The following is a 17260-nucleotide window of genomic DNA, read 5'->3' as shown; positions in this document are numbered from 1 at the left end:
GTCTAGGAGTTGGAGGTTGGGACAGCAAAAAGTGCGAATTCAAGAACGGCCCGTTTGTCGCGATGGATTACTTCCAGCTTGCGTTGACCGGCGAGCTCTTCCAGGTTGGCAATCACATTGGTGTTAAAACGCATTGCCAATGTTTGCGTTGCCAAAACATCCTTCCAGGCTGGCCCCTCTCGGCGAACCTCAAAGTAGATCCAGCCACGTTGTGACGGCAGGGCGCGGGGGGGAGTCGTCAATTCACTATCGGCTTTGACATCTGGCATGCGGTGTTTGAAGAGCAATTCCACTTGTTGGTTGCTTCCCATTTTCCAATCCAACACGCCTGGACGAACCAGCTCTCGTCCCAATTCAATGGGGACATTCTCGGCATGCACCCCCACGTACCAGTTCCAGTTTGAGTGGAGCCATTTGGGATCGAGCGTCACTTGCATCCCGCGTTCGATTCCCACAAAGAATCGCTGCTCGAATTCAAGTTTCTGAGCGGTACCCATCAACTCGCTAATTTTTCGTTTGAGCCACCAAAACACTGAACCGAGGTCATCGTGGTCGTAGGCGGGCATTTGCCGGTCGAGACGGCGAGTGGGCTCGAAGATGCTCAAACTGCCTACGACTCGTGTCAGTTCTAAATAGACCAGATAGGGATGTAGACCGGTGGCATAGGTCAGCGAGTGCAGGGTCGCTTGGGCTTGATTGAGTTGAGAGAGCATCCACAAGTCGTCCAACTCACCAGGCTCTTGGCTATTGAACGCCAGGCCGCGGTTAGTTGCCCGTTCGGCAAGCACATCGATTTTTTGCCCCACCAAGTCGTAGACGGCGCGGACGACACCGTGGTGCAGTTCCTCCCAGCCGTCGGTTGCCAGTAGCGGCGGAAAGTAATCGACATCGATTTCGGGATTGGATTCGTCTTCGCCCGTTCGCTTGATGCGTGCGACCGGTAAAGTTTCATAGCCTTCGGTATTCTCGGTGGAGAGCATCAGGCGGACATGCAGGCGGCGAAATTCGATTTCGCTCTCGTTTCCCCCCGTATTCTCGTCGGATACAGGGATGGCATCTACCAGCAAGCGGGTCGACCGTTCGGTTGGTGAACCGGTGTTGGCTCGGCCCAACACCATTCTCGAGACTGCCAACAATACTGTGACGGAAGTCTGCTTTTCGAAGGCTTCTTTGAGGCTAATTCGCAGTTCTTCGCCGTCTAAATCGACCAGAGTGCCATCTCGCAAGACCGCTTGGCAGCCATTGAGCTGGAAGTAATTTGCACCCAGCGCTTCGCGTTGGATTCGAATGTTCCGAACGCCATAGGGGTAGCTCGATTGCCATTGGATGGCGGTGCCCACATGCCCATGCCAGTAGCGGTCCGAGGCCTGGAAGTGTTGTGGCCGCAGGAACATTCCCTCGTACCAGTGGACAGATTGAGTTCGCATGCATTCAAGCCTTACACGATTTCCTAGAGTCGATCTCTGCCGATATCTTAGGGATATTTGCCCCTGTGCTTCTAGCCCCCTCAGGACTCCTGGTCGTTTTCGAAACCATTCTTGAGGTGGGTTTCCTAGCAAAGAACGGCAGGGAGACCCCGAAAGTTGTTTTCGATGGGCGGACCGTAGCCGCCACGCAGGGGCTGGGAAGTATGCCTCTTATGTCATCTTGTCCTCAATAGGTCAACAGACGCCTCGCTGCCGCCCCCATGCACTGCAGACGCTCCAATGAAGTCAGGCCATGCAACTCAGCCCGTTGGAGTCGCTTCCGTTTCATTGGTAAGACGCATCTGCGCTCCACCCTGCGACCGAGCTGGAAGGGACCGGCGGCATGCGCGTGCGACTCGCGCTCGTCGACCATGGTTCCAGCTCCTGAACTCCAGGGAGCAACTCTGGAGGAGAAGCTCGGGATATTGGGGTTTCAGCAAACGCGATGCAATGTGCTAGAATCCAAGCTGTAGGGCTCATGGGTTGGTATTTCTAGTGATTGTCGGAGTGGTTCTGGAAAATGGGTGTCCAAGACGGCAATCGCCGGCAGAGTTGGCGACATGCATCGGGAAGTCCGGTTAAGGCCCAGGGAGGCTCTCTGGCTGGCCGACGCATGGTCTCGACGATTTGTTTGGTGGGATTGCTGCTGGCAGCAGTTTTGCTGGTCGCGTTCCTCTCCCGCCAACGAACTCAGCATACCCTAGTGGTATCGTTGTTTTCAGCTTCTTCCTCCAATACAAGTGAGCCAGAAAGATCCTATACGTGGCCGCCGCTCCGTTTTGGTTCCGAAACGCTGGCCCCATTGACGGAGGAGTCCAGCGAGAGTTTTCAGGTAACCTCCGCATCGACGGCTTTCGACAACGCCGAGAATTTGCGCGTCGCGCTCGAGGAGCAAATTTCAGAATTGGAGGGAGGTGATGCACTTGTCCTGTGGATTCGTGCCAAGGGAGCATCGCTGGAGGGACGCCCCTATTTGTTGGGCGGCGAATACCGGTTGCCTAGTGAGTCCGGCGCTCTTGCCGCGCCTCATGGCGCGATCCCTTTTTCCACCGTCCTGAATGCGGTAGGACAGTGGGCAGGTCCCGTTTTAATTCTGTTGGATTGGGGGAATCAAGTAAGCGACGTTCGTTCTGGAATGTGGAGCAATCAATTTTTACCGCTGGCGGTCGAGGAGTTGAAGCAGGCGCCCAGCCAAGTTCATTGCTTGTTTTCACATCAAACCGGCCAGCTCTCCCTGGACGCGCTCGGCAGTCGCCAGTCAATTTTTGGGCGTGCCTGCGCGGAGGCAATGGTAGGCCCCAGGCGGGCCCCTGAGGGCTATCGATCGGAAGTGAATTCGACCAAAGAATTAGTGGTGGGGGACGTGGCTGAGTATGTGATTCGGCGAGTTTGGACCGATTCTGCTGAGCGTCAAAAAGCTTGGTTGGCTAAGGGGGGAACAGGGTGGATGTCGGCGGAACGCAATGTGTGGGGGGCTCAAACCACCAGTTCATTGGCGCGTCTTGGTAAGAATGGTCGCCCCTCTGGTTGGCCGAATTTCACGACAGAGACGCCTGAAGAAGCGGCGCAGTCACAGCCCGCTGCCATTCCGCAAGCTGACGAAACGACGCTGGGCATTGCCGATTGGCCCACCGGGCCTATCTGGCGCGGCTTGGATCAATGGCAGGCTAGCTCCTCGCAGTTCGGTCGCTGGAATGCAGCCAGTCTTGCACCACTGACTGCCCGACGGATCGCCACGATGACAATGGAGGTCGAGCAACGTTGGATGAGCGGGGACGACTTTCGAGGCCTCGCATCGAATGACAATCTCCAATCGCGTGTGAATGCCGTGCTGAGATCGCTGGAGGAGGAGCAGAAGGGGATCGAAGAAAGCTTTTCTGCGACCAGCCTCGATGATATAACGCCAGTTTTGCTGCCTGGTGTTTCTCCCGCGGAAGTGACGCTCTGGTATCAACGAACCGACGCAGTGGTTGCTTACCGAAATCTGGCCCTGATCCTGAATGATGTGGTTAGACTATGCGATAGTGTGGAGCAACTTGAATATGTCCCGGTTTCGGCGGGACTTGCACGCGCTACGGATGTCGCGATTGAGACCGTCCAGGATTACTTGCGAAGCGTCCCCGCCGCGGATGCCAACGCGCTCGATCACTTGCCGGGTTCTCAAGCGGTTCGGCTGACCCAACGACTTCGCGATTGCCGTCAGAATATTGATGCAAGCGTCGCAGCGCTCCTTACGCAATTTCACAGCCAACCGGAGAGCCATCGTGCATTGGCTGAGTTGATTTCTCGCTATTGTTGGTTGTCACACGATCAGCGGATGAAGTTGTGGGTGGATCTGAGGCGATTGGACCAAGCGCCAGCCGAAGCAGGTGCCGGTTGGCCGACCATGGATCTCGCTCTGCTGCAGGCGGAAGTTCCTCAGGTGAAGCGCGCAGCCACGACGCGTTGGATGGAATTGTCCAAGGCGCAGACGGCCGACAAAATTGTGGGTAACGCGCTGCTCGTTCCCTCGCCAGCGGAATTGGTCACCCAGTTGAGCGCTCATGCGGATAAAGTCCGAGCGAGTCGCTTCTCTGCAGTTGATTGGTTATGCGTCGACGGACGAGATCTCTGCCAAATGGAAGGGAATTGGTCGATTCAGGAGCAGTTGCCGATGACTCCCACCATTCCGCAGCCGCCGGCGAGTTGGCGACTGGCGTGGGCCAACCCTGTTGGAGGGCGACTGCAGGGTGATCGGTTTGAATTGGTCAGCAGCAGTGAGCCCGCCATGATCGAGTTGTCGCTCGTCCGGGTAGGTGCGGCAGACAATATCGAATCGATTGCACTGGCTTTAGATGGCTTGCAGGCTCGAGTGGCAGGGAGCCAATCCAGCTGGCAGCGTGGTGTGCTGAATCTGACTGCCAAGGATCTACTGCGAGTGGTGAACTTGTCGTCAGACGCTCAGAAGCTGCCACTTGAGATTCGCCCAATCGGTGGTGAGCCGCAGAAGCCCATACGCTTGCAAGTGCGGGTGCAGGCCGGCGCGGCACCTGCGTTTGAAACTCGTTTGTCGTGTGTGCTGCCGGTCCCGGTTCCCGTCGCCCTAGCGGTGCAGCAACAAATGCGGCGGGATGGTCAGACACGCTGGGAAACCTGCAGCCGTCAGGGCGACATTGTCACGCTCCATCCGTTTCCGGGGCGGGTGTCCAATTTTCGATTTCTGGTCTCCAACTTGGACCAACAACCGTGTCAAGCGTCGGTTGAATTTTACCGCTTATCTTCCTCCTCCCGCGCTGGGGTAACAGCGAAGGGCATTATTAGTGAGATTGATGGCGAGGTCCCACTAGAACTCGAAGAGCAGAGCTTGAGCAAATTTCGATTCATTGGCCGCTCTCCAGCCCATCCATTGGCTCCACAGCAACGGGATGTCGTGATCGATTTTGCAGGGGCGGCGACAGCCTCCACTGATCCTCCGCCAGCAGCTGTGCCACCGGCAGCCGATGTAGCGACCGGAGAGGATGTTTCGTGGGGACTATTGGCTGTGGTGCGGTTGGAGTCCGAGCCAACGCGAAGCTGGAAGACATGGTTGCAAATTGAACCGGTTCTGGCGACCGACTATCTAACGACCCATTCAACCACGAGTGACGATCTGCAGAGCGTTGAATTAACTGTGGAGCTGAAAGATGCCAATCGTGATGGATTCCCCGATCTGGCCCCCACGGACTTCAGCGAAGAGCGGCCCATTGAATTGGAGTGTGTGATTGGTGCCGGAATCGATCCGAAGCGAGCCACGGTTCCCCAGAGACGCCATGTGCTGACTAGCGATAAGCCGCGGCAAGTCTTTACGATTAGCGCAGAGTCTAAGATCGAACGCGAAGTCGAGTTGCAAGTCGCCGTGGATGGCAATCCCCGAGCGCTGTTCGAATTTGTGGGAGTCGACGGGCGGGCGGCGCGACGGGAACCTCCCGACCGAATAAGACTGCATTCGATTGGAGTCCCAGAACAACTCACCTACCTGACAGAATACAAGCCCAATTTGGGTGAATTCGAGCGCATGTTAACCAGCCATGGTGCAATGTTTCGTCGCCCGGTAGAGGCGCCCATTGAGATCAACCTGGCTATCGATTCTCAGGCCCGTGCGCGTTCCAATGCCAAGCAGGAACGGGTGGAGTTTCGACTGGTTGGCCCCACGTGGGGCTTCGATTTCGGTGCGTTTTATGGTGAACGAGATATGACGGCTGCGCTCATCGGCTCTCCTAGCAACTCGTTCAGCCTTCAGTGCCAATTGTCGGACTGGCATTTCTCCTACGACGCGAGTTCGCTGGGGGATGCTCAAGCGCAATTTCAGGGATCGATGGGCGGAGCTGAGCCACGCAGTCTCGGAAAGCTGATCCTTGACGGCCGTGGTCCTGTCTTGGCTCAGTCGGCAAAAGTTAGTGAGACCGTTGAGGGGCGGACCTCTCGTCTATCTTTTGATCTGGCAGATAGCGTGCCTATTGGCAAGGGGAAGATTTTGTACAGTCCTGCGGGACGACCCAGCCTGGCGCAGGTACTAGGGGAAGAATTGACGGGTGAGGATTTCCTGCCGATTGCAGGTGGCTGGCAATTGCGGGCCCGAACGCTGCCGGTGCAAGAACTCGCAGCAGCAAGCTATGATCTACGCGTCGAGTTGGAGGATATCTTGGGCAATGCATCGGAATTGGGACCTTGGACGCTGAAGATTAACCCCAAACCGGCAGGGCCCGGAGAAGACGGTGGCCAGCCACTGATCGGAGATGTCCGCGGGAAGCTTGTTTTCGGAAATGGGCAGAATAAGCCACCCAATCCGGTTAAGGTGAGTGTGAAAGATCGCAGCGATCTCTCAGTGACTTCCGGTAGCGGAGAGTACGTGCTCGTAGGCATTGAGGCGGGGGAATACACGCTCCAAGCCCAAATGATTTGGCAGGGAGTGGTCTACCAGGGGGAAGTTGCCGTCAAACTTCTCAAGCAGGAGGACTATCTCAAGCCCGTGAACATTCCCTTAGCTAAGGAATAGCCGGAGTAGGCGTAACTGAGTATGCCGCTTCGCTGCGTCTGAGTTCAGCCGGCGGGATGGCATCATGCGGAACTGGCGATGGTTCAGCGACCGATTCTAAAGCAACCGGATTCAATCGGTTCAATTCTGTAGGCCACCGGAGTCTGGAAATCACCGGCGGGGGGTAGCTCTTGGCTCCATACCATGCGGCTTCGACCCCGAAGGTCCCGTTCGAGGAACGCCTCGTGGCAGTGATTTTTAGTCACGCGACTGGGGGATGCACGGAAAGACTGGTGGACTAGGGGATTTGCAACGGCCTCCCATTGCAAACTCAGCTATCTAGTTCGAGCGAGGCTAAATATCGCAGCTTGAGTCCTCCGATACCCAGTGAGGGCACTGACAGCAAGATACGTTGGTGCACGGAACCTCGTGAAGAGCTCGTTCTTCACTTTGAACTGCCCAATCGAACGCAATGGAGTGCGGATTTATGGTGGGAACAAAAACGCGAATTGCAGCGGCAGTCCTAACGGTTGCTATGACTGCTTCGACCATGGCTCAGACAGTACCGGCTCCGCCATCTCCTCCCACGGTTTGGTCTTTCTTGGGGATTCCCCAAGGCATGAAAAAGGTCAAGGGAGCGCTGACCAATCGCCGCGGCAACCATCCAGCCGTCGAGCCCAAAGACGCACTCAAAGCTTTGAATGATCCAGCCAATCTTGAGTCGCCCGATCCTGCTATCAAACGGGCTGCGGAGATCAAAAAGGCGGAGGATCTCAAGCCTCAAAAAATCAAAGCAATCAAATATCTCACATCGATCGGCTGTGGCTGCTACGACAAGGATGGCAGTGTCACGGACGCACTGGTGGCCTCTGCGGAGGACTGCACTGAAGACGTTCGCCTGCTCACGATGAACGAAATCAAAGCTGCAGCCTGCGGCAAGAGTTGTTCGAATTGCGGTCAATCGTGCTGCTGCAACGACAAAATGCTAAAGAAGCTGGCGCAGATCGCTTACGAACGCGATGAATTCGGCTGCTACGGTGAGCCTTCGAAGAGAGTACGTGAGGCCGCTGCGGCAGCGCTTCAGGCCTGCTGCCCAGGCTCACCGCCGCTGGATATCCTGAAAAAGGAGCCCGAACCCGAACCAACTCCCGAAGTGGTGCCCGAGCGAGAAAAAGTCGAGGGAGACCTCATTCCAGAACGGGAACGCAATCTTCGAGATGACGGTGGGCTGGAACAGCTCGATGCCTTGGAGGCCCGCCGCCTCGCACCCGTCGTGCAGATCTCCACACTACTGGAGCAGGAAGCCGCAGAACAATCCTCTCGCAATTTCCGCGTACGTCGCTCCGCTCCAAGCCCTGTGCCGTCCGCTGTCCCCGAGGGGATTGCCAGAATGCGTTACCTGATGTCGGTCAGCCCACCACTGACGACCGCAACGCCCAATCCCGGCGGAGGTGTTGTGCTAGCCTATGATGCTGCCAGAACTGTCGCATACGTGCATTTCCAGGAAGAAGACAGCGTGATTCCGGTTGGCTCCGTCTTGCACTTGCGTCCAGATCCCAGCGTAGCGGACGGATTTAATGGAATGTGGCGAGTGATCGAATCGGCGGCCGGTTGTGCCAATCTAGAGCCCACCGGTGCCGAGGGAATCGAGAACATTAGAGTGGGCGATCATGCCGACTTTGGAAATGCTCCGGTCGTTATCTCTCCGGTTTCCTACTTTGAAGAGTAGTTCTTGGAACAGGCGTTCGATGGCTTGTGAGCGAGTGGGGGACGAGTCTCCCTTCGCTCTTCCAGGATGCTCAGCCTAGCGTCGGCTCCCCTGGGCTGGAAACGCCTCTCTGGGGTTGAGCCGCTGATGTTTGGCTGAGGGAAAGCCGCGGTTTACTGCGTATCCCACAGGGAGGTAAACGCAGGCTTGCCATAGATCTCCCAAGTGCTGCCGTCATGCGTTTCCACTAGAATCGCGTCGATTGGGCCAAACAGTGGTTCCACTTCGTCGGCTGCTTGGCTGGCCAGCAGCTCCGCTAAGCCAGCCGCCGTGAGCATTGGCAGTGATGCAGCGTTGGCGGCCTGAGCACTCTGAAGCTGAAGCAATGTGTTCTCAACTTGCTTTACATCGCCTGAGGAAAACAAGAGCCAGGCTTTGCCAGTGCCACGCAGGGCAGAAAACTGAAGGATCCAACTCGCGTCCTCCGCGCGAATCGGAGTGAGCCCTAAGTCATCGGCGGAGACAGTGTCCTGCTGGGTGGCTTCATGCCAAAATTCTATTTCGTTTCCGTTGACTACCCAGCCGTTGGTGGTTTGCAGCAACCGCAGGCCGACATCGACGGGGTCTTCGCTCTGGGCGACGCCACGGTGGAGCAGTGTAGCGGTGCCGTGTGGTAGTGGTTGTTGCGACAACGGGGCGGCAGACTGCGATGCGATTTCTACGCCGCAATTCGAGGAATCCTCGCTTTCTTCTAAGACTGTGCCCATTTCTCTGGCTTCGAACAGCGGCTCTTCGGGTTCGACCGCATGCGAGCCGCTGGTAGGGGAGACGCCCGGCGCTGGCGTAGAGGGAGTAGGCGTTGCTGTTGGGCTCGCTGCGGTTTCCGTGTGAGGCTGCGGAGTCTCCAGAGGCTCGTCTTCCTGGACGTCGGTGTCACCGCCGTCGATTACATGATCGCTTGTCTCGGAGTAAGAGGTGCTACGGGAGTCGACTGGAGCCTCAAATGCATCTCCAGTGAGCTCTGGCATTTTGGCAATTTCCACCGGCGCGGAGAGTGGAGGAGCTGCAGCTGCCGGCCTATCGGAAGTTGGACCGCCAGAAGTTGGACTGCCGTCGAAATCAGAGTGTGGGGGGGGTGGGACGACTGTGGGGGGGCGTGTTGTCGATGGAGGAGTTTGCGGTAATGCGGGCGTTGCAACTGGAAGTTGGAGGCCGACGTTGAATCGAGTTTGCCCACTCAGTATTTGATCGCCTTCGTGCAGTGCAATTTGGGTTACACGAACGCCATTCACATACGTGCCATTGCTACTCTGCAGATCCTGCACTTGCCAGTCGTCACCGGTCAGCGAGATCCGCATATGGCAACTCGACATCTGCCCATCGTCGGGGAACACCCACTGCGCTAGCTCGGTACGGCCGATGGTCGTTTCTTCTCCTGCCTGGAAGGTGCGCGAGTGACCTTCATGGCTGGTCAATACCAAGCGAGCCGCGCGCGCGGGAGCGCTGGTGGTGCGGGAGCGCGTGACTGCAATCGGCGGGGGCGTAGGGGCGTGCTCCCAAGATGACAGAGGGACAGCGCTAGTTGGAGGTGCGTAGCCCGCGTTGCCACGCACTTCGAGGCGCCATATCGAATCGCCGGCTTGAATCTCATCACCCTCGACCGCGGTGGCCGTGCTAATCCTCTGTTGATTTCTAAAGAGCCCATTGGTGCTTTGCAAATCGCGAAGCTGGCAGCCTGACGGTTCGGCGCGTATCTCGAAGTGGACGCTCGATATCCGTAGGTCTTCGGGGAACGCGAACGTACAGGTGGGGGCACGTCCAATGGTCGCTGCACGGTCGGAGGGAACCTCGACTTCCGGAAGGTTGCTGGCTGCGTCGGAAACTAGCTTCAGAAAATAGGAGGCTTGCATGGAAACAATTAGGCGAAGTTTGCGAAGATGGGTGAGTGTGCAGAACGCAGTCCATTCAGCCATGAACCGGCACCGCACCACGGCAAATGAGGGGAAGGCGCGAAGAGTCGCCAGCAATGCAATGCCCTGTGCCATTGCAGGAAGGGGGAATTGTAACCCAAACTTCTCATTCGGCGTAGGTTGTATAGGATGCCAAAAAGACCACTGGGGGAATGCAAGCGGAAGTGCAAGCCCGAATAATGGCAGATTCAGGAGCTTCCAAGCTGCGGCTAGTTGGCGTTCGCCAGTCGGTTACAATTGGTGCCGACGGACAATCCAATGGCAAGCGAACTAGGTTTGTAAGCGTATTCGAGTCGTGCGGTAGATCGTTGTCCAGTGCCTGAGGTGCAGAAGGCCTGCAGATGGGGCGTTTCAACAGCTACGAAGACTTTATATCTGCACGAAGACGAAGTGCGCGTACTCCCGGGAAAGATGAAACATGAGTGGCTGGCGCGGCGATAACTCTGCGGGGAATCCTAAGCAGTCGTGGAAGAAAACACGTTCAGTGTCACCTGCCAAAGGGGGCAAGTATTGGGCAACCGGTTCATCGAGCAAGCCGATCGTGTCACGCAAGCTGGCCAGCCTGTTTGTGGCACTAAGCGTTCTGTTGGGGGCCACCAGTGGATTGGTGCTTTACCTCTCGAACCAGAATAGTTCGACACCGTTTGTTTCGATCATTGCCTTGGACTACCAATATCCTTGGGCGCCCAACGCTTGGGCGAAAGAGGACCAAGTCCGCTTTGAAACCCTAGGGGCCAGCAGTCAGTTTGTGGTGGCCGGGCGTCGTGAAAAGCTGGAGGGAACTTGGCAGGAGTTGCTTGAGTTGGAGTTGGAGAAAGTTACTCCTGGTGGTCCCGGCGGCAGCTTGCTACCCACCCTGTTCGGTTATCAAACGATGATGGTGCACCTCTCTGCTCATGGTGTCATCAATAGTCAGGGTGAGCCATGTTTGATTTTCTCGGATGCCGCCCCGCTGGACGAACAGACGTGGGTTCCCTTGAAGTCGGTGTTGGGAGCTATTGCGGAGCATCCCGTGGTGGTGGGCAGTGATGCCCGTGTGTTGGTCTTGCTCGACACTGGCAAGCAGCCACCGGACATGCAGTTCGGTCTCCTGTGCGCTGGTTTTGCAGAGGAAGCCAAGCTGCTGATTCAGACCTTGCCCTATCAGCATTTTGCAGTGTTGATGGCCTGCGGCGAGAATCAACTAGCGTGGAGCGCACCCGAGATCGGGGGCAGCGTCTTCGGCTTTATGGTCGCCTCGGGCTTGAAGGGACTTGCCGATGAACTCTCCGGCGATGACAACTCCCGGGTGACTGTCCGTGAGCTGGAAGCGTTCGTGGCTTCAACGGTAAACGGCTATGTTCGGGAGCATCGTGGACGTGTTCAAAATCCTCATTTAGTGTGGGCTGGTGAGAATCAAGACAACGATTTTGAGTTGTGCTTCCGATCGACCTATGCCGCGTCCGACTCGGCTGGCTTCCGCGGAAATTCAAAGATTCAGAAAGTGACCGACGCATGGCTGGCACTGGAAGACTGGAGTGCCAGGACCTCCTCCGTCTATGGTTGGCAACGCGCCTCGGTCGTGGGGCGACTGGCACATGCGGAGCGTTTGCTGTGGGCCGGTGACGCCTATGAGGATCAAGTGGATGAAGAGGTGAACCGGATCCAACGCAGCTTCCTGGGCACGCCAGCCTCTCCGTGGCCAGCCGCGATTTGTGGCGCCTCGCTCACGTTTCTACGCGAGGTCAACGCATTGGGCCCGATGGATCAGGCTTGGAACCTGCAACATGCGGCGGCCACCGATACGGTAGCGCTACCGAATTCTGTCCAGGCCAATGGGAATTCTGCAATCCCACCGTCGGGAACCAGCAGTGACACGTCGACCGCATCGACCGACTCCCAGACGCCAGCTTCCGAATCCGGCACGGGATTGCCTGCCGACTCAGCAGAAGCGGCCAATGTGCCGTCAGCAATAGCCGAAACGAACGCTGTACCGCCGATTCAGCAGGCGATTGCATGGCTGCAATATGAGACGCCGCCTGCCGGCGATGGTGAGCCACCCGCCGCCCCTCCCCTCCCCTCTCGCCCCGATGCCGTCGAATTTCTCTACGAATGGTTTTCGGCGACCCCAGGTGCGATCACTCCGCGTATCGTATCGCGCGGCCTGGAGTGGATCGGACCCATTGGGGACTCGCAGAGCGTGACTCGCGAGGAAGCATTGATCCGCACCATGCATGATCATTTGCTACTTACGGAGAGTTGGGGATTGGAGGCAGCGGATCGTTTGGGCGAGCTGTGGAGCCAGTACTTAAGCATCGCTGGGCTTGTCGAACAGGGCGTTGCAACGACCGAGCCACGCGCGACGCAGTCGTTGGAAGCGGTTGCATTGGAATTGCTGACCAAATCGCAGATGGTGCGCGATCACATTCACGGTTGCCAAACCCAACGTGACGCATCGGATTGCGCGGTCGAATTGGAATTGCTGCAGCAGTCCGCGCTGTCGCTAATCGATGCCCAACAGAGACTCCAACGTGGTTGGAAAATACGCGATGAATTGATTCTTGAATTGCCGGTGTTGGCGGAATGGCTCAGCTCGCCACTATCCCGCTTACAACCGTTGTCTCCGACCGCTGCCTGGGACCGGTCTCGGCAATTGCTGGTGCAGCTGGAGGAGCTACAGAGGCAATTGAGTGTTGGTGAAGTGCCGCTGGATTCTATGTTGGACCAGCTCGACCACGACTTTGAAGAATTGGTAGCTGCCTATTCGCGTTGCATGTACGACTTGCTGGATGTCAGCGCCAAAGGACAGCGTCTGCCCCTAGGTAACTTGGTGTTGAGCTTAGGATTGCGTCCGACTCTCTTCAGAGGGATGGAGCTTGAGAGTCGCGGACGCTTGCACAACGCTTTGCAAAACCGTTTCCGGGATTTTAGCGGCACCGTCAGCGAGGATAAGTTGGAGAACTATTGTCAAAATATTTTGACAGAGGGTGTCGATGAGTCCGCACTATGGCAGGTAAATGAATTGCCCTCAAGTTGGGAGGAAGCCTATGCACCGCTGCAATTCGCAAGTCTTGCACTGGGCGGTCGACAACTACAAACTCCTGTTGCTTTGACCACGGCTCGCGGACGATTGGCAGCCTGGGGAGGTGAATTGCGGCGAGCGGAGGTTGCGTTGCCGCAACAACTGGCTGACGAATGCGTGGCGGCGATCGACAGGATGGATAGTCTCGACCCGTTGCAAATTGGCGAAGCCGAGGGAGACTTAGTTGCGGCCGAATTTCGTGCTCGGCTGATTGGTGCAGTCTTGCCCGCTGATCGATTGACGATCGTGCCCGTTCCAGAGCAATTGCATCAAGCTGTGTGCAATCAGCAGTATGCTCTCTGGCAGACTCGACGAGCCCTCACCGAGTTTTGGAAAACTCCGCGGCTGCCGCAAGCAGAGCATCAAGCGTTTCTGTTGGGAAGTTCTGCAGCGTGGCAAGCCATTGCCGCTCGCTTGCCTCCTCAGGGCCCGTTGGCGATGAGCCAGGATTTTCACCAAGCAGTAGCTCAACGCAGCCAGAGTTGGCAATCCGTGTTGGATTCCTGGAAGATTGCCGCTCCAGGGGCTAACGAGTGGCATGGGGAGTTGCAACTAGACTCGTTTCCCACAGGAAGTTCCTGGTTGCGGCTGGCGGTGGGCGGTCACTCCGCGCAATTGCAACCCATTGCGGATAACCGCGCGCAGCTAGAAATGAAGACTGGCTCCTTGGCACAGAAGCCTCAGGAAATTTCGCTCAGCACCCAAGGGTATCCCGAGGGGAGTCACGCGGTGTTGGCTTGGTTTCGTGGACACGAGGCGAGCGCGGAAGTACCGGTCTACCGGCAGGAGCCGCCCATCACCCTGGCTTGGCAGACCGAACCGGCGGCAGCTACCACTCTGCGCGTCGAAGCGGAAGCGAAGCCAGCGCGGGTGGTCTTCGTCCTGGATTGTTCTGGATCGATGCAAGCCAAACCTATGGAGAAGGCCAAGAATACTCTGTTGGAAGTAATCCGGGAGTTGGGCAAACAATTCGATGCCGAGTCGCAGATAGCGGTCGTCGCATTTGGGCACACTTCCGAATACGATACCGACGCATCCGACCTGCACTCCGACTGGCAAGGCAAAAAACGCCGGCCCTACGCCGATGTGGAAATTCTACAAGATCTCGTGCAACCCTCGCCGCAGGTTGTGAATGAATTAGAAAGCATGCTTGGGGAGCTGACCTACTTTGGAAGGACGCCCTTGTATGAGGCTATCATTCAATCGATTGACTTGTTGCTGAACCGGCGCGATGGCTTTCGAGGAGACCTGCGGGTGGTGGTGGTCACTGACGGTGAGGACAACGTCTTTCCCTTCGCCGATGGTGTGCAGGCCAATGCGAAAGCACGCGGCTATTTCGTTGTTCCCAACGAATACATCCACAATGAACAAGATGTCATAGCACGGGCTCAAGGGGTGAGCATCGATTTTGTGCCTTTCAATTTTATTGGCAAAGCAGGTGGAGTCGGCAAGCTCCGGGAGATCGCCGCAAAGACGGGGGGCAAGGTTTACGGTGCCAATAACAATAATTTGGCAGAACAGCTTCGCAATTCGATCGCTCGCGATAGCTTCACGGTCAAGAATCTTGAGTCCGGACGAACAATTGGTGCGAATATTCGCTTGGCAGACGCCCTGCATGTGGAGCAAACGCAGCTTCCGGGACGCTTCGAGGTGAGAATTGACAACACCACCGAGCACCGTGTCGTCGAACTGCTCGGAGGCGAGACGCTGGAGTTGCAATACCGAGCCCCGCGTGGACTGAGCTTCATGCCTTACGAAGGGGATGCCTACGCGCAAACGAGTCAGATCAAGGTCGGAGAGCAGATGTTTGCGGCTCAAATGCTGACCGGAGTGCCTCGGTCCGTCCCACAGGTTCGTCTCCTATGGCAGTCTCAGGACGAAACGCAGCAGTCGTTCCGACCACAACAGTTTTTGCTGGAAGTGCGCCGAGCAAGGTCGGGGCAAGCGGGCGAGGGCCCCATAGCTTGGACATCCGATGGATTGTGGGAGCAAAACCATCGCTCACCGGTACTCCGGGTCGCACTCAAGAATTTGCCAGAACTTGAGGAGAGCTGGCTAGAGGCTCGGCTGTGGGCTATGCAGCCCAGAGCTGTTCTCGAGCGGCAGGCTGTTCCACTAGCGCGGTTTCGACAAGAGCCCGTGGAAGTGGCCAAGGGGGTCACGGTCTCGGTGGAAACCCAGCGAGAACCCGGAGGTGTCCGCGTTGTGGTTTCTGAACATCGTCAGCCAGAGGCTCCGCTGGTCCATTTAGAAATCCGACCCGCTCCCGACACCTTTTCGGAACATCAGTTTCACACGAACAAAGTGGTTCATGAATTCTTCTACACCGAGGCTGCCATTGAGGGGAAGCTTGAATTGATCTTGGCTCCACTTCCCGACGCCCCCACCGAACAATGGAACGCGTCAACTTGGCTCCGCGTCCCACGCTGGGTTGGCCCTTAGAAGTAACGGTTGAGTGTTATGCGGAATTCCTTGTCAAACACGCGGTCCGTACTATTTCCGAATGGTGTGGCGTAGCCCAGTCCCAAGCGAACCCGATCTCGAATGTTGAAGATAAGTCCAACCTGGGCATTCAAGTTATCAAAGTCTGAGATGATCTGCGAGATTTGGTTATCGCCGTTCGAAACGCTGTCTCCGCTAGTGATGGCTCGGTTGTAGTGCAGTTCCGCAATTGGAGCGATCCCTGTAATGGTTTTTCCACTGCGGGCTGCCGCCTTGTAAACCCAGTAACCAACGCTCAGGTCGGTGTAGAGCAAGGTGAAGTCTTGTAGGGTACCAATCTTTTGTGAGTCGTTTTCGACATCAATGATGGGGGTACCATTTGTATCGATGTCGCATTGGACCATCCATTGGGAAAAGAATCGATCATTGGGCGTGTAAGCACCTCCCAAGAAGGGCATGATGTGTACCGATTCGTTCTCGAAACGCAGGAACTCGCTTCCGCTTATGGGATCGATAACGTGCGTATCGGCTGCGGTTGGAAGCAGGAGGGACGCGCCGCCCGTAAACACCCAATTCTCCTGTTGCAGGAGAATGCCTTTAAGCGACAGGAAGAGGTTACCAAACTGGAACTCATTATCGCTATTCACCCCATTGGCCATGACATTGTTGTCGAGGCTTGTGCCGAACGGAGTCCGCAGTTCGAAGGAAGCCAGTCCGTCTAAAAAGGTCTTTTCGAAGCCTGGCGAAAAGCGGCTGACGTCGATCGGATCGTTCGCCAGCGGAACGCCGGTGAAGAGACTGTAGTTGAAGAACACTCGGTCACGTGGAATTGGCGAGGTGTTCTCCGCAAGCTTCATCCGCCCCATTCCATAGCCAGCGCTGGGAATGGGAGTGCTGTAGGTGTAGGAGTCACGATTAAAGACCGACGGAACGCCGCCAGGACCGAAAAAGTCCCCCATCATCTCTGGCGTTGTCGCTCCGCGCAGGGACGAACCAAATGCGCCAGACGCTCCACGGGCTGTGTTGGCGGCAAAGAGATTGGCCGTGTTGGGATTGAGGGACGGGGTTGGGAGCGGAGGAATTGCGCCGACGTTTGGATCGCTCAGCGGAGAGGGACTGGTCGGGGGTGCCTCACCTGGTGAATTCAAATCGGAGGGGCTAGGGGGCACCATCACGGAGGGCAAGGGAGACTGGTAGGGAACACCAGGAATTTCCATGCTAGGAGGGCAGTTTAGCGGTTGCGATCCACTGGGAGGGCACAGCGTTCGTTGCTGGCAGGCTGGGCAAGTCCAGCGTCCACATTGACAGATTCTACTGGACGCAGTCGTCACGCCGTCTGAAAAATTTGCGGTTTGCGCGTAGGCCAGCGGAGTGCTGGTCAATGCCAGCGCAAACAATGTAGTAATACTGCGACCGAACATGCAGAATTCCTTCCTGGAATTGTATTTCGCGTCATCCTTGAAGCGAGCCCTCTTGCAGCGAGGATTCGATGTACAGCAACTCGCCCATCTGGGGTCGTTACCTTGCCCTCTGTTACGTCGTGTTTCGTGAGCATGTTCGTTCGCTCTAAAGCGTCGAATGGCTCGAACCTACTCATGCCTCGCTCGAAAGATCGGCATA

At 56.7% G+C, this 17260-nt stretch carries 7 protein-coding genes; 3 read left to right on the top strand and 4 right to left on the bottom strand.

All coding sequences use genetic code 11. The features are described from left to right. Nucleotides 1–2 precede the first annotated feature (2 nt). Together tssK and Q31a_RS17820 are read right to left on the bottom strand one after the other, a co-directional pair. A complete protein-coding gene (tssK, locus tag Q31a_RS17825; RefSeq protein WP_145080792.1) occupies nucleotides 3–1427 on the bottom strand; it encodes a type VI secretion system baseplate subunit TssK in 1425 nt (474 codons plus the stop codon). 226 nt (nucleotides 1428–1653) lie between these two features. Further along, nucleotides 1654–1839, bottom strand: a complete 186-nt coding sequence (locus tag Q31a_RS17820; RefSeq protein ID WP_145080790.1) for a hypothetical protein — start codon at nucleotides 1837–1839, stop codon at nucleotides 1654–1656. 147 nt (nucleotides 1840–1986) lie between these two features. Here Q31a_RS17820 and Q31a_RS17815 point away from each other — a divergent pair, with 147 nt between their 5' ends. Both Q31a_RS17815 and Q31a_RS17810 read left to right on the top strand, forming a co-directional pair. Further along, a complete protein-coding gene (locus Q31a_RS17815; protein ID WP_145080788.1) occupies nucleotides 1987–6480 on the top strand; it encodes a hypothetical protein in 4494 nt (1497 codons plus the stop codon). Between the two features lie 466 nt (nucleotides 6481–6946). Beyond that, nucleotides 6947–8188, top strand: a complete 1242-nt coding sequence (locus tag Q31a_RS17810; protein ID WP_145080785.1) for a hypothetical protein — start codon at nucleotides 6947–6949, stop codon at nucleotides 8186–8188. Nucleotides 8189–8340: 152 nt separating this feature from the next. Here Q31a_RS17810 and Q31a_RS17805 read toward each other — a convergent pair whose 3' ends face one another. Then, nucleotides 8341–10140 (bottom strand): FHA domain-containing protein, encoded by a 1800-nt coding sequence (locus tag Q31a_RS17805; protein WP_231690820.1) that lies wholly within the window; start codon nucleotides 10138–10140, stop codon nucleotides 8341–8343. Nucleotides 10141–10621: 481 nt separating this feature from the next. On the opposite strand from Q31a_RS17805, the gene Q31a_RS17800 reads away from it, so the two are divergent. Beyond that, nucleotides 10622–15640, top strand: coding sequence for a vWA domain-containing protein (locus Q31a_RS17800; protein WP_197355371.1), 5019 nt, complete (start codon nucleotides 10622–10624; stop codon nucleotides 15638–15640). Here the strand turns inward: Q31a_RS17800 and Q31a_RS17795 are convergent. Next, nucleotides 15637–17061 (bottom strand): hypothetical protein, encoded by a 1425-nt coding sequence (locus Q31a_RS17795; protein ID WP_145080777.1) that lies wholly within the window; start codon nucleotides 17059–17061, stop codon nucleotides 15637–15639. The genes Q31a_RS17800 and Q31a_RS17795 overlap by 4 nt on opposite strands. Nucleotides 17062–17260: the final 199 nt, after the last annotated feature.

The organism is Aureliella helgolandensis (genome assembly GCF_007752135.1).
Taxonomy (GTDB): Bacteria; Planctomycetota; Planctomycetia; order Pirellulales; family Pirellulaceae; genus Aureliella; species Aureliella helgolandensis.
The sequence above is the reverse complement of the archived record's forward strand: the minus strand, read 5'-3'. Positions and strand labels throughout refer to the sequence as shown.

Bases quoted from the DNA above. Each gene is read 5' to 3' on its own strand.
- tssK (WP_145080792.1), bottom strand. From the start codon at position 1,427: ATGCGAACTCAATCTGTCCACTGGTACGAGGGAATGTTCCTGCGGCCA.
- Q31a_RS17820 (WP_145080790.1), bottom strand. From the start codon at position 1,839: ATGGTCGACGAGCGCGAGTCGCACGCGCATGCCGCCGGTCCCTTCCAG.
- Q31a_RS17815 (WP_145080788.1), top strand. From the start codon at position 1,987: ATGGGTGTCCAAGACGGCAATCGCCGGCAGAGTTGGCGACATGCATCG.
- Q31a_RS17810 (WP_145080785.1), top strand. From the start codon at position 6,947: ATGGTGGGAACAAAAACGCGAATTGCAGCGGCAGTCCTAACGGTTGCT.
- Q31a_RS17805 (WP_231690820.1), bottom strand. From the start codon at position 10,140: ATGGCTGAATGGACTGCGTTCTGCACACTCACCCATCTTCGCAAACTT.
- Q31a_RS17795 (WP_145080777.1), bottom strand. From the start codon at position 17,061: ATGTTCGGTCGCAGTATTACTACATTGTTTGCGCTGGCATTGACCAGC.